Origin of the sequence: Variovorax paradoxus EPS (assembly GCF_000184745.1) — a bacterium.
GTDB classification, from domain to species: Bacteria; Pseudomonadota; Gammaproteobacteria; order Burkholderiales; family Burkholderiaceae_C; genus Variovorax; species Variovorax paradoxus_C.
Genome location: NC_014931.1, coordinates 3,654,735 through 3,669,671 on the forward strand (window position 1 = coordinate 3,654,735; position 14,937 = coordinate 3,669,671).

Below are 14,937 nucleotides of genomic sequence, written 5' to 3' on the forward strand. Positions count from 1 at the left end.
ACCGGTACTTCAGAAATTCGGGGTTCGCTTGGCAAGGAAGGCAGCGATGCCTTCGCGGTGCTCGGCGGAATCGGCGTAGTCGTAGGCCGTGGCGAGCAGGTTCTGCGTCGCACCGGCCTTCAGCGCGGCGAAGGTGCGCTTGTGCAGGCGCGCGGCCTGCGGCGCGAGCGCGGCGATGCGGTCGGCATGCACCTGCACTGCGGTCGCGACCTCGTTGTCGGGCAGCACCTGCAGCAGGAAGCCCGCGTCGTACAAACGCTGGGCGCCGTGCACGCCGGCAGCCAGCAGCATGTCGCGCGCGAGCACGTCGCCGATGGCGCCATGCACGAGGGCCGCTTCGCGCGGCGCCATGGGAAAGCCCAGCTTGGCGATCGGCGCGCCGAACTTCGCGGTGGCGCCCGCGATGCGGATGTCGCAGCAGCTCGCGATCTCGATGCCGGCGCCCATGCAGGCGCCTTCGATCTGCGCGACCAGCGGAATCGGGCAATCGAGCAGCGCCTGCAGCGCAGCCCACACCTCGTTCTCGTGGAATTGGCGCAGGCTCGGCTCTTCGAAGCGGAACGACGGATATTCGGAGATGTCACCGCCCGCGCAGAAGGCGCCCCCTTCCCCGCGGATCACGATGCATCGAAGGCCGGCATCGTCCAGGCCCGTGAACACCGTGCGCAGCTCGCGCCACATCGCGCGCGTCATCGCATTGAGGCGGCCCGCGTTCGACAGCGTGACAACCGCCACCGCGCCTTCGCGCTGCACCGATACGGACGCGCGTTCGCGCCTGGGCGACGCAGTGCCCGCAGCCGTCATTCGAGCTTGGTGCCCGACGCCTTCACGACCGTGGCCCAGCGCTTGATTTCGGAGTTCACGAAGCCGCCGTAGGCGGCCATGGTGAGAGTCGGGATCTCGGAACCGTTCTGCGCCCAGATGGTCTTGAGCTCGTCGGTGGCGAGTGCCTTCTTCATGTCGTCGACCGCGCGCGCCTGCGCTTCGGCCGGCGTGTTCTTCGGTGCCCAGAGGCCATACCAGGTGGTCACGGTGTAGTCGGGCAGGCCCACTTCGGCGGCGCACGGCACATCGGGAAACGCGGGGTTGCGCTTGGTGCCGGCAACCATCAGCGCCTTGATGCGGCCGCTCTTGATGTGCTGGGCCGAAGAACCCAGGCCGTCGAACATCAAGTCGACGTTGCCCGAGATCAGGTCCGACAGCGCCGGGCCCGCACCGCGGTACGGGATGTGGGTGATGAAGGTGCCGGTCTGTATCTTGAAAAGCTCGCCCGCCAGGTGGTGCGAGGTGCCCGAGCCGGCCGAGCCGTAGTTGAACTTGCCGGGGTTGCGCTTCACCAGCGCGATGAATTCCTGGATGGTGTTGGCCTGCACGCGCTTGGGGTTGATGACCACCACCTGCGGCACGTTGGCCAGCAGCATCAGCGGCACGAAGTCTTTCTCGATGTCGTAGTCGAGCTTGGGGTACACCGAGGGCGCGATGGCGTGGTGCACCGCCCCCATGAAGAGCGTGTAGCCATCGGCCGGCGCCTTGGCCGCGATGCTCGCGCCCAGCGTGCCGCCGGCGCCGCCGCGGTTGTCGATCACCAGCGTCTGCCCCGCCACCTTGGTGAACTGGCCCGAGAGCGGCCGCGCAAAGGCGTCGGTGCCGCCGCCGGCCGGGAACGGCACGATCATCGTCACCGGCTTGGTCGGCCAGCCCTGCGCGCGCGCGGCGCCGCAAAGAACGGCCGCACCGGCGGCGGCCACGCGCAGAACGTCACGTCGCTTAAAACTCTGGTTCATTTGTCTCTTCTCCGATCGTTGTGGATTTTGCCGCCCCATGCGGCGTTAGGCACCTTCTCCGCGCCCGCCTTGTTGTCGAACGTTCAGCCTTTTTTGAAGAACAGGCTTTCGATGTCTCCCGATACCGCGACCTTGCCGTCGCCCAGCCAGGTCCGATGCTTGTCGAGGCGCTTCAAGTCGTACAGGTAATTGACCATGAGGCCATACGACTGCTTGTGCCCCTTGGGCGAGGGATCGCCCGCCCAGTTCAACCGTTCGACCCGTGCACCGTTGCCCAGGTGGAAGCGCGCGACCGGGTCGGCCGGCGTGCCGTCGACCAGCGCACGGCCCAGGTACTCGGCGGCCGCCTGCAGCAGCCATTGGCGCAGCGGCGACTTGGCATCGAAGGTGGCGGCAGCTTCCACGGCGGCGAGCAGGCGCTCGGCCGTGGGCGGCACCGAGCCGACGAGGCGGCCGAGTTCGACCTCGCGCTTTTCATCGAGGCGCGGCAGCAGGTCGGCGGCGTTCTTGGCGAGCCAGGTGCGAAAGCCCGGAATCGGCGAGAGCGTGGCAAAGGTCTTCAGGCGCGGCAGTTCGTCCTGCAGCGTCTCGACCACGCGCTTGATGAGCGAATCGCCGAAGCTCACGCCGCGCAGGCCATTCTGGGTGTTGCTGATCGAATAGAAGATCGCGGTGGTCGCCTTGGCGGGCAGCACCGGTACGGCCGCCTCGTCGAGCAGCGGCGTGATGCCGTCGCTGATGCGGTCGACCAGCGCCACCTCGACAAAGATCAGCGGCTCGTTGGGCAGGCGCGGGTGGAAGAAGCCGTAGCAGCGGCGGTCGCTGTCGTCCAGCCGGTTCTTCACATCGGACCAGCTCTTGATGTCGTGCACCGCCTCGTAGCGGATGAGCTTCTCGATCAGCGAGGCCGGCGAATCCCAGTCGATGCGGCGCAGCTCGAGGAAGGCGACGTCGAACCAGGTGGAGAAGAGTTGCTCGAGTTCGGCATCGAGCGCAAGCAGGCGCTTGTCGGCCTTCAGGCACGGCAGCAGGCCGGCGCGCAGGTCGACCAGAAAGCGCATGCCCGTGGGCTCGACCGCGAAGCGCTGCAGAAGGCGCATGCGCGGCGAGACGAGCGCGCGGCGCAGCTTCATTTCGGCCTGCCCTTCGTCGGGCGTGCCGACCGCGGCCTGGTGCTGGTCGCGCGCGGTCTTGAGCTTTTGCGCATCGGCGGCGAAGTGCTCGCTCATCAGCGCCCAGTAGTCGCGGCGCTCCTCGGGTGTGGCCGCGGCATAGGCCTCCGCGATGGCGTGGGCCCGGCGGCCGCCTTCGACCTCGCTCACGCGCGGATCGATCACGGCCTGCAGGTCGGCCAGCACGCGGCGCAGTGCGCGCGGCGACAGGGCCTCGTCGGCCTTGCGCAGCGTGACCTGCAGGCGCTCGGCGGTCGTGCGCTCGCTGGGCTTGAGCGTGTTCTTCGGCACGCTCTTGGCAATGCTCTCGAGCGCCACGGGCACCTTGGACTTTTCGCCAGAACGCAGCCGCGCCTGGAACCATTCGGTCGCACTCATCGCTGGACTCCCCTGTCAAAGGTTGCGGGCGCGCCGTGGCAAATGGTCACGGCATCACCCTGGATTTCTGCTGGCGCGCGACTTCGCGCAATGCCTCGCGCTGGCGCGTGAGGTGCGTTCGCATGGCGGCGTCGGCGCCTTCGCTGTCGCGTGCCTTGAGCGCCGCGAACACGGCCAGGTGTTCCGACAGGCTCTGGTCGAGCCGGCCCGGCGCATGCAGTTGCTGCAGGCGCGCGAGCTTCAGGATCTTGCGCAGGTCGCCGATCACCTGCGCGAGCCACCTGTTGTCGGCGAGCTTGATGATCGCCTCGTGAATGATGTGGTTGGTGGCGTAGTAGTCGTTGATGCGGCGCGCCTTGGCGTGGCGCTCCAGGCGCTCGTGCAGCCCGTCGAGTTCGTGCAACTCGGCATCGCTCGCGTTGCGGGCGGCCTCGAAGGCGCAGCGGCCTTCGAGCAGCGCGATCACCGGAAAGATCTCGTCGAGGTCGCGCTCGGTCACTTCGTTGACGAAGCAGCCACGCCGCGGTTCATGTCGCAGCAGGCCTTCGGCGGTGAGCACCTTGAGTGCTTCGCGCAGCGGCGTGCGGGAAATGGAGAGGCGCTCGCACAGCGCGACTTCGTCCAGGAAACTGCCCGGCGCCAGCGTGCCCGCGAAGATCTGCTCGCGCAGCGTGGCGGCGACTTCGTCGTGCAGGGAGTTGGGGACCAGGCGCATGGAGATGGGGCTCTCGACCGTGGGTGGCTCGGCGTAATTTCCTGTAATTACGCATAATTGTGAGCGCGCAAACAATGTTGCGCAAGTGTCACGGGCGCCCCGCCCAGCCCGTGATTACCCTGAGATCACCCGCTTCAGGCGCGTGCGGCGACCGTCTTCTTGGCCCGGCCGAACCAGAACCACAGCGCGATGCCGCCAATCACCATCGGCACGCTGAGCCACTGTCCCTGGCTCAGGCTCAGTGCCCGGAGGCCGAGGAAGTCGTCGGGCTCGCGGAAGTACTCGGCAAAGAAACGCAGCGCGCCATAGCCGATCAAGAAGACGGAAGCCACCTGCCCTTCCTTCCGTTCCTTGCGCGCGTAGAGCCACATGATCGCGAAAAGCAGCAGGCCTTCGAGCAGGAACTGATAGATCTGCGACGGATGGCGCGGCAGCATCGACCCGCTCTGCGGGAACACCATGCCCCACGGCAGGTCGGGGCTGCTGAACCGGCCCCAGAGTTCGCCGTTGATGAAGTTGCCCACGCGTCCCGCGGCGAGGCCGGTCGGCACGCAGGGCGCGACGAAGTCCATCACCTGCCAGAACGGACGCGCACGCGAATGCGAGAACCACACCATCGCGCCGATCACGCCCAGCATGCCGCCATGGAAGCTCATGCCGCCCTGCCACACGTAGAGGATCTCGAGGGGATGGGTCAGATAGAACTCGGGCTTGTAGAACAGGCAATAGCCCAAGCGCCCACCGACGATCACGCCCATCACGCCGAGGAAAAGAATGTCCTCGATGTCCTTGCGCTGCCAGGCGCCCTGCCCGACCAGCGAGCGATACGGCTCGTGGCGCAAGCGGCGGGTGCCGAGGAAATAGAACAGCGCGAAGGCCGCCAGGTAGGTCAGGCCGTACCAGTGAATGGCGACGGGCCCGAGCTGCAGGGCGATGGGATTGATCTGCGGATACATGAGCATCCGCGGATTGTGCCCGGCCGGAATGTCGCGGCCGGCACGGGGACATTCAGGCCAATCTCAGCGCCCGAACTTCCACCACAGGAGGCCCGCCACCACGGCCGGCACCGCGAAGATCAGGAGAAAAATCGGCAGCTCCTCGGCCACCGAATACCCCGCCTTGATCACGCCCACCGCCATGTTGATGCCCGCGCCGATGAACCACGCCGGAATGAACCACTTGGCGGCAGTAGCCAGCGCCAGCGACGAGCCGTCGCCGATGAAGCGGCTGGCCAAGAGAAACACCACCAGCAGCACGAAGCCGCCGCCCATCACCATGACTGTGTGCATATGCGTTGTCCTCCGGGCGCGATCTTGCGGGATCAGCGGGTGGTGTAGCCACCGTTGGCAAGAATCGTCTGGCCGGTGATCCACCAGCCTTCGGTAACGAGGAACCGCACGATCGGCGCGATGTCCTCGATGTCGGTCAGGCCCTTCTTCGAGAACTTGCTGAGCGCCGCGGCGCTGCTGTGGTACTCGACGGCTTCCTTGCTCTCCTGGCCATAGAAGAACGGCGTGTCCATCGGGCCGGGACCGATGCCGTTGACCGAGATGCCGCGGTCGCCGAACTCCTTGGAGGCTGCGCGGGTGTAGTGCTCCACGGCGGCCTTGGAGCCCGGGTAGATCGAATAGAACGGCGTGTAGGCCGCCAGCAGCGAGCTCACGATCGTCACGATGCTGCCGCCATCGGCCATCGTGCGGCCGGCCTGCTGGATGAAGAAGAACGCGGCCTTGGCGTTGGCGTCGAAGCTCTTGTCGTAGTCGGCCTCGGTCACCTCGAGGATCGGCTTCTTGATGACCACGCCCGCGGTGTTGATCGCGATGTCGACCTGGCCGAAGTGCTTCACGGCCTGGTCGAACAGCTTGACGTTGTTCTCCACCACCGAGAGGTCGCCCTGCACCAGCAGCGTGTCGGCGCCCTTGGCCTTGAGCGCGGCGGCGGTTTTCTCGGCATCGCCGCGCGATGCGTCGCTGTTGTAGTGGATGGCGATGCCGCGGGCGCCGCCGTCGACCAGCTGGTGGCCGATGAGCGCGCCGAGGTTCTTGCCGCCGCCGGCGATGACGGCGACCTTGTTCTTGAGGGTGCGTGCGGACATGGAATGAGCTCCTGTTGAAAAAAAGCGTGGATGCGTGACGGGAAGAGTCCAGTCTATTGATTGAAAGCATCGGGATAAAGCGAATGAACGACGCTAGACTGTTCAAAAAATCACGAACAATCTAGGCAGTACCGCCATGGACCGCATCGACCTGCTCAAGGTCTTCCTCAGCGTTGCCGAAACCGGCAGCTTCACCCGCGCGGCCGACCGCCTCGCGCTGCCGCGCGCCGCCATCTCCACGGCAGTGCAGCAACTCGAAGCTCGGCTGGGTTCGCGCCTCCTGCACCGGACCACGCGGCGCGTCAGCCTCACACCCGATGGCGAAGCGCTGCTGGAGCGCGCCCGAGCACTTGTCACCGACATGGAAGACATCGAGCAGCAGTTCCTGCCCGCGCACAGCAATGTGAGCGGGCGGCTCAAGGTCGATGTGCCGAGCCGCATCGCGCGGCTGCTCATCGCACCGGCGCTGCCGGATTTCTTCGCGCGCTTTCCGGGCATCGAGCTGGAACTGGGTTCGAGCGACCGCGCGGTGGACCTCGTGCTCGAAGGCGTCGATTGCGCCTTGCGCGTCGGGCCGCTGGCCAGCAGCAGCCTGGTGGCGCGGCCGCTCGGGCACTTCACGCTGATCAACTGCGCGAGCCCCGCCTACCTCGCGCGCCACGGCACGCCGCAGACGCCAGCCGATCTGCCCGCGCACCTCGCGGTCAACTACGCCTCGCCGACCAGCGGCCGCGCCGCGCCCTGGGAATGGCAGCGCGACGGCGAGACCGCGACGCTGCGCATGCGCAGCCAGGTGGCCGCAAACAATGCCGAGACCTACATCGCGTGTGCGCTGGCGGGGCTGGGGCTGATCCAGATCCCCGCTTACGACGTGCGCGGGCACCTCGCGGCCGGCGAACTGGTCGAGGTGCTGGCCGATGCGCGCGCCGAGCCGCTGCCGGTGCAACTGGTGTACCCGCACCGGCGCAACCTCTCGCGGCGGATGCAGGCTTTTGCAGGATGGCTCGAAACGCTGCTCGCCGATTCGCTCGACAAACCCGCGGGCACTCGCCCCCGGAAGACGCGTTAGCCGCGCTCGCGCACGAACGCCACGAAGCGCGCGAGGGCCGGGTTGTTCGCCCCCTCGGGCCACACCAGGCTGGTCTCGCACACCGGGAGCGCGGGCGCGCTGCGGCGCCGGCCGGCCGGTGCGAACTCTGCAGCGCGGCGATAGACCACGCCCGCTCGCCGGAACTGCGTGACGCTCTCCGGCACCCAGGCCACGCCGATGTCTCCGGAAACGAGGTTGACGATGGTCTGCATCTGGATGGCCGCTTGGGCGAGCTGCGGCACGCGGCCGGCTGCGTGGTAGAGCTCGAAGATCGCGTCGTGCAGCGAAGGCACGATGCGGCGCGGAAAGATCACCAACGGCTCGGCCAGCACGTCGGCCAGCAGCAGCTTCTCAGTGCGGGCCAGCGCGTGCCGGGCCGGCAGTGCGAGCACCAACGGCTCTTCAGACACGGCCAGGCGCGTCAGGCCGGGCGGCGCAGCACCGGGCGAATGCAGCATCAGCCCCGCATCGATCTCTCCGCGCGCAAAGGCTTCGAGCTGCACGTCACCGGTGGCCTCGACCAGTTCGAGCGCCACCTCGGGGCACAGCACGCGGAATTCGCGCACCCACGCCGGCAATTGCTCGAAGCCGACCGTCGAGACGAAGGCGATGCGCACGCGCCCCACCTGCCCCGCCGCCGCAGCGCGCGCCCGCGCGGGCAGCGCCTGGGCACGCGCCAGCAGCTCGCGCACGTCGGGCAGCAGCGCCTCGCCGGCGGGGGTGAGCGCCACGCGCCTGCGGGTGCGGTCGAACAGCACCACGCCCAGCGTCTTCTCAAGCTGGGCGATGGCCTGCGTCACCGGAGGCTGGGTCATGTGCAGTCGCAGCGCGGCACGGCCGAAGTGCAGTTCCTCGGCCACGGCGACGAACTGGCGCCAGGCGCGCAGGTCGATCAATACTTCATTCATATGCCGAGCATATCAATCCACTCACAAAATTGGATTGGAACGAATCAATCAGAAGTCCGATACTTGGCTCCCCCGATCTCCCCACGATAGAAGAGACACCATGGACACCAAGCCAATCCAGATCAACCGCCGCAGCGCCAACATCGTCGAAGGCAAGAGCCGCGCCCCCAACCGCTCGATGTTCTATGCCATGGGCTACGAAGAGAGCGACTTCAAGAAGCCGATGGTCGGCGTCGCCAACGGCCACAGCACCATCACGCCCTGCAACTCGGGCCTGCAGAAGCTGGCCGACGCGGCCATCGCGGGCATCGAAGAAGCCGGCGGCAACGCGCAGGTGTTCGGCACCCCCACCATTTCCGACGGCATGGCGATGGGCACCGAAGGCATGAAGTACTCGCTGGTGAGCCGCGAAGTCATTTCGGACTGCATCGAGACCTGCGTCGGCGGCCAGTGGATGGACGGCGTGCTGGTGGTCGGCGGCTGCGACAAGAACATGCCAGGTGGCCTCATGGGCATGCTGCGCGCCAACGTCCCCGCCATCTACGTGTACGGCGGCACCATCCTCCCCGGCCGCTACAAGGGCCAGGACCTGAACATCGTGAGCGTGTTCGAAGCCGTGGGCCAGAACGCCGCCGGCAACATGAGCGACGAAGACCTGCACGAGATCGAGAAACGCGCCATTCCCGGCACCGGCTCCTGCGGCGGCATGTACACGGCCAACACCATGTCCAGCGCGTTCGAGGCGCTCGGCATCTCGCTGCCCTACTCCTCGACCATGGCGAACCCGCACGACGAAAAGGCCAACTCGGCCAAGGAATCGGCCAAGGTGCTGATCGAGGCGATCAAGAAAGACCTGAAGCCGCGCGACATCGTGACCAAGAAGGCCATCGAGAACGCCGTGGCCGTGATCATGGCCACCGGCGGCTCGACCAACGCGGTGCTGCACTTCCTGGCCATTGCGCACGCGGCCGAAGTGGAATGGTCCATCGACGACTTCGAGCGCATGCGCAAGAAGGTGCCGGTGCTTTGCGACCTGAAACCCTCGGGCAAGTACCTCGCGGTCGACCTGCACCAGGCCGGCGGCATTCCGCAGGTCATGAAGGTGCTGCTGAACGCGGGCCTCCTGCATGGCGACTGCATCACCATCAGCGGCCAGACCATCGCGGAAGTGCTGAAGGACGTGCCCGACGTGCCGCGCGCCGACCAGGACGTGATCCGCCCGATCGACAAGCCGATGTACGACGAGGGCCACCTGGCCATCCTGAAGGGCAACCTCTCGCCCGAAGGCGCAGTCGCCAAGATCACGGGCCTCAAGAACCCGGTCATCACCGGCCCGGCGCGCGTGTTCGACGACGAGCAGTCGGCCCTCAAGGCGATTCTCGACGGCAAGATCGTCGCCGGCGACGTGATGGTGCTGCGCTACCTCGGCCCCAAGGGCGGCCCGGGCATGCCGGAAATGCTGGCCCCCACGGGCGCGCTGATTGGTGCGGGCCTCGGCGAAAGCGTGGGCCTCATCACTGACGGCCGTTTCTCGGGCGGCACCTGGGGCATGGTGGTCGGCCACGTCGCGCCCGAAGCGGCCGCCGGCGGCACGATCGCTTTCGTGAACGAAGGCGACTCGATCACCATCGACGCGCACAAGCTGGTGCTCGAACTCAATGTGCCCGAAGCCGAACTCGCCAAGCGCCGCGAAGGCTGGAAGGCGCCGGCCCCGCGCTACACGCGCGGCGTGCAGGCCAAGTTCGCGTTCAACGCATCGAGCGCGAGCTCGGGCGCGGTGCTCGACAAGTTCTGATCGATCACATCATCATCCAGGCACCGTAGCCGAAGGCGATGAAGCCCAGGCCCACGATGCCGAGGATGCTGCGTGACTCGAATGCCATCGCTGGCGGAAAGCTCTGCACCACCAGGTGCAGCAGCGCGCCGGCGCCGATGGTCATGAAACCGGCGCCGAGCCCCTTGCCGAAGTCCTCGTCCGGATAGAGAAAGCACACGGCAAAGCCGGCGAGGAACACCACGTTGGCGAGCACCGTGCCGCACGTGCGCCATCGTTTTTGTGCGGGCGTGGCCTCGGGCTCCTTCTCCCAGGCGTTGGACGACGGGCGCCCCTCCTTGATCGCCATGCCGGTGAAGAAGAGTCCGAACATCGTCGGAAAGCCACCGAAGAGGCCGAGCCCCCAGACGATGCCCCACATGTTCTGGAAATCGGCCACCAGCGCCTGCGCGGGATCGGCCGGCTTGTAGCGCACGTCGACCGCATCGCCCGACCCTTTGTCGGAGAGCCCTCCACCCAGTCCCTTGACGCGGCGTACCTGCCCATCGGATGCGGTGTATTCGACGATGGGAGCACGGGTGGTCGTCGTGCGGCCCTTGTCGTCCTTGCTGCGCTCTTCGACGAACTCGACGAGATTGCCTTCCACGAGCACCGTGTCGGCAATCGATTGGTAACGCTGCCAGCCGACCGTGGCCGCACCGTAGAGCCCCGCGCAGCCGATCAGCAGCGCCCCGACGCCGACACCCCAGAAGAGCTTCTTGCGCCAACCCACGAGGGCGCCGATGGCCGGCCCGACAAAGAGGGAGAGCCCGAAGACGAGCAGTGCGTGGGTGGCGGCTTCGTCATCCATGGCGCGCTTTCGTTCTTGTAGCGCGGGGATGGTTGCCGGGGAGCGGCTATGCGCTCAGCGGCGCGGGCGCTGGCCGTTGCTGGTCGGCACGCCCATATTGGTCTTCTGGCGGTCGATGCGCGCTTGCTTGCGGCGGTTTTCGCGCTCGATCACCTTGCGCTTGGTGTAGCCCGACGAATCGGCCCATGCCCACCATGCGACGGCCAGTGCGAACGGCGACAGCACGATCCACCAGCTCCAGCCGGCGACCATGCCGACTTCGAAATACTTGAGGGCCAGGCTCAAGATGCCCAACAGCAGAAACCACATCGCGAATCCCTCCGGGTTGTTGTCAACGCATCCGGACGCCGGCGAGCGGCGCTACCTACAATCGCGTTGGCATCGAATGTAACCCAGCCCTTACGAAATAAATCCCCCATGAAAAGAGTTCTGTTCGCCGCAGTCCTGGGCCTTGGCTTCGCGGCCCCCGCCTTCGCAGACCTGGCCCTGGCCACGTCGAAGAACTGCATGAGCTGCCACGCGGTCGACCGCAAGGTGCTCGGCCCGTCCTTCAAGGACATCGCCACGAAATACAAGGACGACAAGGGTGCCGTCGACACCCTCGCCACCAAGATCGTGAAGGGCGGCTCCGGCGTGTGGGGCCCGGTGCCGATGCCGGCGAACAACCAGGTCAGCGAGGCCGATGCGAAGAAGCTGGCAGCCTGGGTGCTCGCAACGCCGCGCTGATCCGCCGCTGATCAGCTCAACCTTGAGGATTGATGTCGGCCGGAACCACCACCGGCCGGCGCTCGATGCGGTCTTCGAGCTGGCCGATGTGCGCGGCCAATGTGTTGTCGGTCTGCTCGGAGCGCACCCGCACCGCTGTCTCGAGTTGGTCGATGCGCGCCACCAGGGCCGCGTGCCGGTCGGCGTTGTGCGCCATGTGCTTGTTCTCCTGGGCTTCGAGGAAATTGCGCAATTCGGTGAAGCGCGAGGCCTCGGCCTTGTCGGCGAGGTCGCGCTGGACCTGCATTTCCTTCGTGTGGCGCTTGGTGTCGATGAGCACCGAGCTGTGCAGGTACAGCACATAGACCAGGAAGAAGGCGGCCAGCACGACCGTGAGGCCCAGCATGATCAGCCCCAGCGGCGCCGAGACGGTCATGAAGCCCAGCCAGACATCGGTGGGAGCCGCAAGCGTCCCCCAGTTCAATGCGGCGAGCGCTGCGATCAGCAGCACGATGACGAACAGGAAAGCGGATCTCACGCCCATTTGGGGCCTCCTCTGAAAAGATCGAACACAACAACCGGCGCCGCACGCGTCGAGGCGCGTGGCAACGGGTTGGTTTTACCTCAGGCAAAGGACCCGTCCGGCACGGCCGGACGGAGAGACGGCCACGTCCTACAGCCGTTCTGACAACTGTTCGAGGATTGCGGGATTTTCCAACGTCGAGGTGTCCTGCGTGATCTCTTCGCCCTTCGCGATGCTGCGCAGGAGGCGCCGCATGATCTTGCCGCTGCGCGTCTTGGGCAGGTTGTCGCCGAAGCGGATGTCCTTGGGCTTGGCGATAGGCCCGATTTCCTTGGCCACCCAGTTGCGCAGCTCGTTGGCGATCTGCTTGGCTTCCTCGCCGGTCGGGCGTGCGCGCTTCAACACCACGAACGCGCAGACAGCTTCACCGGTCACATCGTCGGGGCGCCCCACCACCGCGGCTTCGGCCACGAGGTCGGTCTTGGACACCAGCGCCGATTCGATTTCCATGGTGCCCAGGCGATGGCCCGACACGTTCAGCACGTCGTCGATGCGACCGGTGATGCGGAAGTAACCGCGGTCTTCGCTTCGCACCGCGCCGTCGCCGGCCAGGTAGATCGTGCCGCCCATCTCCTCGGGGAAGTAGCTCTTCTTGAAGCGCTCGGGGTCGTTCCAGATCGTGCGGATCATCGAGGGCCATGGCCGCTTGATGACCAGCATGCCGCCCGCGCCGTTGGGCAGGTCCTTGCCGGTCTCGTCGACGATGGCGGCCATGATGCCTGGCAGCGGCAGCGTGCACGAACCCGGCACCAGCGGCGTGGCGCCCGGCAGCGGCGTGATGACGTGGCCGCCGGTTTCGGTCTGCCAGAAGGTGTCGACGATGGGGCAACGCTCGCCGCCGATATTGCGGTGGTACCACATCCACGCCTCGGGATTGATCGGCTCGCCGACCGAGCCGAGGATTCGCAGGCTCGTGAGGTCCCAGTTCTTCGGATGCACCTTCTCGTCGCCCTCGGCCGCCTTGATGAGCGAGCGGATGGCCGTGGGTGCCGTGTAGAACGCCGAGACCTTGTGCTTCTCGATCATCTGCCAGAAGCGGCCCGCATGCGGGAAGGTCGGGATGCCCTCGAACACAACCTGCGTGGCGCCGGCCGCGAGCGGGCCGTAGGCGACGTAGGTGTGGCCGGTGATCCAGCCGATGTCGGCCGTGCACCAGAACACGTCTTCGGGCTTGATGTCGAAGGTCCAGTCCATCGTGAGCTTGGCCCACAGCAGGTAGCCGCCGGTGGCGTGCTGCACGCCCTTGGGCTTGCCGGTGGAGCCCGAGGTGTAGAGGATGAAGAGCGGGTGCTCGGCGTTCACCGGCACGGGCGCGCACTCGGTGCTCTGGCCCTGGAGCGCTTCGGTGAAGGTCTTGTCGCGGCCTTCGACGCGGTTCCACGCGGTGGGCGTGCGCTCGTAGACGAACACCGTCTTGATCGACTCGCAGCCGCCCAGCGCGATGCCGTCGTCCACGATGGCCTTGAGCGGCAGTTCCTTGCCGCCGCGCAATTGATAGTTGGCGGTGATGACGGCCACGGCGCCGGCATCGATGATCCGCTCCTGCAGCGCCTTGGCCGAGAAGCCGCCGAACACCACGCTGTGGGTGGCGCCGATGCGCGCGCAGGCCTGCATCGCGATCACGCCCTCGACCGTCATCGGCATGTAAATGACGACGCGGTCGCCCTTCTGGATGCCCGCGGCCTTGAGCGCGTTGGCGAACTGGCTCACGCGGCCGAGCAGTTCCTTGTAGGTGACGTTGGTGACGGTGCCGTCGTCGGCTTCGAAGACGATGGCCGTCTTGTTCTCGACCGGGGTGCCGATGTGCTTGTCCAGGCAGTTGGCGCTGGCATTGAGTTCGCCGTCGCCGAACCATTCGTAGAACGGGGCCTTCGACTCATCGAGCGTCCGGGTGAAGGGCTTGGTCCATTGCAGGTTGCCCTTGGCCAGGCGGGTCCAGAAGCCTTCGAAGTCGTCTTCGGCCTCCTTGCACAGCGCGTCGTAGGCGGCCATGCCGGAAATCCGGGCGCCTTCGGTGGCGCGGGCGTCGGGCGGGAAAACGCGGTTCTCGACGAGGACGGATTCAATGTTTTTCGATGCGCTGCTCATTCTCTTTGTCTCCTGGGTGGATGCGGCCGTAATGTCGACGGGGCCACTTACGGGTCACTGACGGATCGCTAACGCGTCCGATGTTAGTTCGCAGGGTTATCACGAGTGCGTCACGGGGGCACCCCTAAAATCGCCGGTCGTCCACGAACCCCCACCCGATGTCCGCTCCCGATCCTTTCGACCCTCTGAACCCGCCCGCCACTCGTACCTACCCGATGGGGCCGCTGCCCCGGCTGATCTTTGCGAGCCGCTGGCTGCAACTGCCCCTGTACCTGGGCTTGATCGTGGCGCAGGCGGTGTACGTGGTGCACTTCCTGGTCGAGTTGCTGCACCTGGTCGAAGCCGCATTCGGCAGCCAGGCCGCGCTGCAGGCCCTGATCACCAGCATCGGCTACAAGACCACCGCGCCGGTCGGCGCGCTCAACGAAACTGTGATCATGCTGGTGGTGCTGGCGCTGATCGACGTGGTGATGATCTCCAACCTGCTGATCATGGTGATCGTGGGTGGCTACGAGACCTTCGTGAGCCGCATGAACCTCGAAGGCCACCGCGACCAGCCCGAGTGGCTCAGCCATGTGAACGCCTCGGTGCTCAAGGTGAAGCTGGCGACCGCCATCATCGGCATCAGCTCGATCCACCTGCTCAAGACCTTCATCAACGCGGACAACTACACCGACCGCGTGCTGATCGCGCAGACGGTGATCCACATCGCCTTCCTGTTCTCGGCCATGGCCATCGCCTACACCGACAAGCTGATGAACCAAGCGGCCGCCGCCGGCTCTTCCAGCCACTGAA

At 66.4% G+C, this 14,937-nt stretch carries 16 protein-coding genes; 4 read left to right on the plus strand and 12 right to left on the minus strand.

Annotation, left to right across the window (positions count from 1 at the left end):
• Positions 1-9 precede the first annotated feature (9 nt).
• From VARPA_RS16925 to VARPA_RS16955, 7 genes are all read right to left on the minus strand, one after another.
• On the minus strand, positions 10-804 hold the full coding sequence (locus tag VARPA_RS16925) for an enoyl-CoA hydratase/isomerase family protein (RefSeq protein WP_013541804.1): 795 nt from the start codon (positions 802-804) through the stop codon (positions 10-12).
• The gene (locus VARPA_RS16930) at positions 801-1,784 is read right to left on the minus strand and encodes a Bug family tripartite tricarboxylate transporter substrate binding protein (RefSeq protein ID WP_013541805.1); all 984 of its coding nucleotides are present in this window, start codon (positions 1,782-1,784) and stop codon (positions 801-803) included. Before VARPA_RS16930 ends, VARPA_RS16925 begins: the two co-directional genes overlap by 4 nt.
• Positions 1,785-1,867: 83 nt before the next feature.
• Positions 1,868-3,334, minus strand: coding sequence for a malonyl-CoA decarboxylase (locus tag VARPA_RS16935; RefSeq protein ID WP_013541806.1), 1,467 nt, complete (start codon positions 3,332-3,334; stop codon positions 1,868-1,870).
• Positions 3,335-3,380: 46 nt separating this feature from the next.
• Positions 3,381-4,049 carry a GntR family transcriptional regulator gene (locus VARPA_RS16940; RefSeq protein WP_013541807.1) on the minus strand — a complete coding sequence of 223 codons (669 nt, stop codon included), beginning with the start codon at positions 4,047-4,049 and terminating at the stop codon, positions 3,381-3,383.
• A gap of 134 nt (positions 4,050-4,183) precedes the next feature.
• Positions 4,184-5,011 (minus strand): prolipoprotein diacylglyceryl transferase, encoded by an 828-nt coding sequence (gene lgt, locus VARPA_RS16945; RefSeq protein ID WP_041942941.1) that lies wholly within the window; start codon positions 5,009-5,011, stop codon positions 4,184-4,186.
• Positions 5,012-5,068: 57 nt separating this feature from the next.
• Positions 5,069-5,338 (minus strand): hypothetical protein, encoded by a 270-nt coding sequence (locus VARPA_RS16950; RefSeq protein WP_013541809.1) that lies wholly within the window; start codon positions 5,336-5,338, stop codon positions 5,069-5,071.
• A gap of 32 nt (positions 5,339-5,370) precedes the next feature.
• Positions 5,371-6,144 carry an SDR family oxidoreductase gene (locus VARPA_RS16955; RefSeq protein ID WP_013541810.1) on the minus strand — a complete coding sequence of 258 codons (774 nt, stop codon included), beginning with the start codon at positions 6,142-6,144 and terminating at the stop codon, positions 5,371-5,373.
• A 136-nt stretch (positions 6,145-6,280) separates the two neighbouring features.
• On the opposite strand from VARPA_RS16955, the gene VARPA_RS16960 reads away from it, so the two are divergent.
• Positions 6,281-7,213 carry a LysR family transcriptional regulator gene (locus VARPA_RS16960; protein WP_013541811.1) on the plus strand — a complete coding sequence of 311 codons (933 nt, stop codon included), beginning with the start codon at positions 6,281-6,283 and terminating at the stop codon, positions 7,211-7,213.
• Here VARPA_RS16960 and VARPA_RS16965 read toward each other — a convergent pair.
• The gene (locus VARPA_RS16965) at positions 7,210-8,142 is read right to left on the minus strand and encodes a LysR family transcriptional regulator (protein WP_013541812.1); all 933 of its coding nucleotides are present in this window, start codon (positions 8,140-8,142) and stop codon (positions 7,210-7,212) included. The genes VARPA_RS16960 and VARPA_RS16965 overlap by 4 nt on opposite strands.
• A gap of 100 nt (positions 8,143-8,242) precedes the next feature.
• Between VARPA_RS16965 and ilvD the strand changes: the two genes are divergently transcribed.
• Positions 8,243-9,937 carry a dihydroxy-acid dehydratase gene (gene ilvD, locus VARPA_RS16970; RefSeq protein WP_013541813.1) on the plus strand — a complete coding sequence of 565 codons (1,695 nt, stop codon included), beginning with the start codon at positions 8,243-8,245 and terminating at the stop codon, positions 9,935-9,937.
• A gap of 4 nt (positions 9,938-9,941) precedes the next feature.
• Here ilvD and VARPA_RS30235 read toward each other — a convergent pair whose 3' ends face one another.
• Positions 9,942-10,766, minus strand: coding sequence for a DUF3592 domain-containing protein (locus tag VARPA_RS30235; RefSeq protein WP_013541814.1), 825 nt, complete (start codon positions 10,764-10,766; stop codon positions 9,942-9,944).
• Between the two features lie 54 nt (positions 10,767-10,820).
• Complete coding sequence (locus VARPA_RS16980) at positions 10,821-11,075, minus strand: TIGR04438 family Trp-rich protein (protein ID WP_013541815.1); 255 nt, start codon at positions 11,073-11,075, stop codon at positions 10,821-10,823.
• Between the two features lie 108 nt (positions 11,076-11,183).
• Here VARPA_RS16980 and VARPA_RS16985 point away from each other — a divergent pair, with 108 nt between their 5' ends.
• Positions 11,184-11,492, plus strand: a complete 309-nt coding sequence (locus tag VARPA_RS16985; protein ID WP_013541816.1) for a c-type cytochrome — start codon at positions 11,184-11,186, stop codon at positions 11,490-11,492.
• Positions 11,493-11,508: 16 nt separating this feature from the next.
• Here VARPA_RS16985 and VARPA_RS16990 read toward each other — a convergent pair whose 3' ends face one another.
• A complete protein-coding gene (locus VARPA_RS16990; RefSeq protein WP_013541817.1) occupies positions 11,509-12,015 on the minus strand; it encodes a hypothetical protein in 507 nt (168 codons plus the stop codon).
• A 129-nt stretch (positions 12,016-12,144) separates the two neighbouring features.
• Positions 12,145-14,142, minus strand: a complete 1,998-nt coding sequence (gene acs, locus VARPA_RS16995; protein WP_013541818.1) for an acetate--CoA ligase — start codon at positions 14,140-14,142, stop codon at positions 12,145-12,147.
• 158 nt (positions 14,143-14,300) lie between these two features.
• Here acs and VARPA_RS17000 point away from each other — a divergent pair, with 158 nt between their 5' ends.
• Positions 14,301-14,936 (plus strand): YqhA family protein, encoded by a 636-nt coding sequence (locus VARPA_RS17000; RefSeq protein ID WP_013541819.1) that lies wholly within the window; start codon positions 14,301-14,303, stop codon positions 14,934-14,936.
• Position 14,937: the final 1 nt, after the last annotated feature.

What these genes read in the sequence shown, in the direction of transcription:
- VARPA_RS16925 (WP_013541804.1), bottom strand. Translation starts at nt 804, where the DNA reads ATGACGGCTGCGGGCACTGCGTCGCCCAGGCGCGAACGCGCGTCCGTA.
- VARPA_RS16930 (WP_013541805.1), bottom strand. Translation starts at nt 1,784, where the DNA reads ATGAACCAGAGTTTTAAGCGACGTGACGTTCTGCGCGTGGCCGCCGCC.
- VARPA_RS16935 (WP_013541806.1), bottom strand. Translation starts at nt 3,334, where the DNA reads ATGAGTGCGACCGAATGGTTCCAGGCGCGGCTGCGTTCTGGCGAAAAG.
- VARPA_RS16940 (WP_013541807.1), bottom strand. Translation starts at nt 4,049, where the DNA reads ATGCGCCTGGTCCCCAACTCCCTGCACGACGAAGTCGCCGCCACGCTG.
- lgt (WP_041942941.1), bottom strand. Translation starts at nt 5,011, where the DNA reads ATGCTCATGTATCCGCAGATCAATCCCATCGCCCTGCAGCTCGGGCCC.
- VARPA_RS16950 (WP_013541809.1), bottom strand. Translation starts at nt 5,338, where the DNA reads ATGCACACAGTCATGGTGATGGGCGGCGGCTTCGTGCTGCTGGTGGTG.
- VARPA_RS16955 (WP_013541810.1), bottom strand. Translation starts at nt 6,144, where the DNA reads ATGTCCGCACGCACCCTCAAGAACAAGGTCGCCGTCATCGCCGGCGGC.
- VARPA_RS16960 (WP_013541811.1), top strand. Translation starts at nt 6,281, where the DNA reads ATGGACCGCATCGACCTGCTCAAGGTCTTCCTCAGCGTTGCCGAAACC.
- VARPA_RS16965 (WP_013541812.1), bottom strand. Translation starts at nt 8,142, where the DNA reads ATGAATGAAGTATTGATCGACCTGCGCGCCTGGCGCCAGTTCGTCGCC.
- ilvD (WP_013541813.1), top strand. Translation starts at nt 8,243, where the DNA reads ATGGACACCAAGCCAATCCAGATCAACCGCCGCAGCGCCAACATCGTC.
- VARPA_RS30235 (WP_013541814.1), bottom strand. Translation starts at nt 10,766, where the DNA reads ATGGATGACGAAGCCGCCACCCACGCACTGCTCGTCTTCGGGCTCTCC.
- VARPA_RS16980 (WP_013541815.1), bottom strand. Translation starts at nt 11,075, where the DNA reads ATGTGGTTTCTGCTGTTGGGCATCTTGAGCCTGGCCCTCAAGTATTTC.
- VARPA_RS16985 (WP_013541816.1), top strand. Translation starts at nt 11,184, where the DNA reads ATGAAAAGAGTTCTGTTCGCCGCAGTCCTGGGCCTTGGCTTCGCGGCC.
- VARPA_RS16990 (WP_013541817.1), bottom strand. Translation starts at nt 12,015, where the DNA reads ATGGGCGTGAGATCCGCTTTCCTGTTCGTCATCGTGCTGCTGATCGCA.
- acs (WP_013541818.1), bottom strand. Translation starts at nt 14,142, where the DNA reads ATGAGCAGCGCATCGAAAAACATTGAATCCGTCCTCGTCGAGAACCGC.
- VARPA_RS17000 (WP_013541819.1), top strand. Translation starts at nt 14,301, where the DNA reads ATGTCCGCTCCCGATCCTTTCGACCCTCTGAACCCGCCCGCCACTCGT.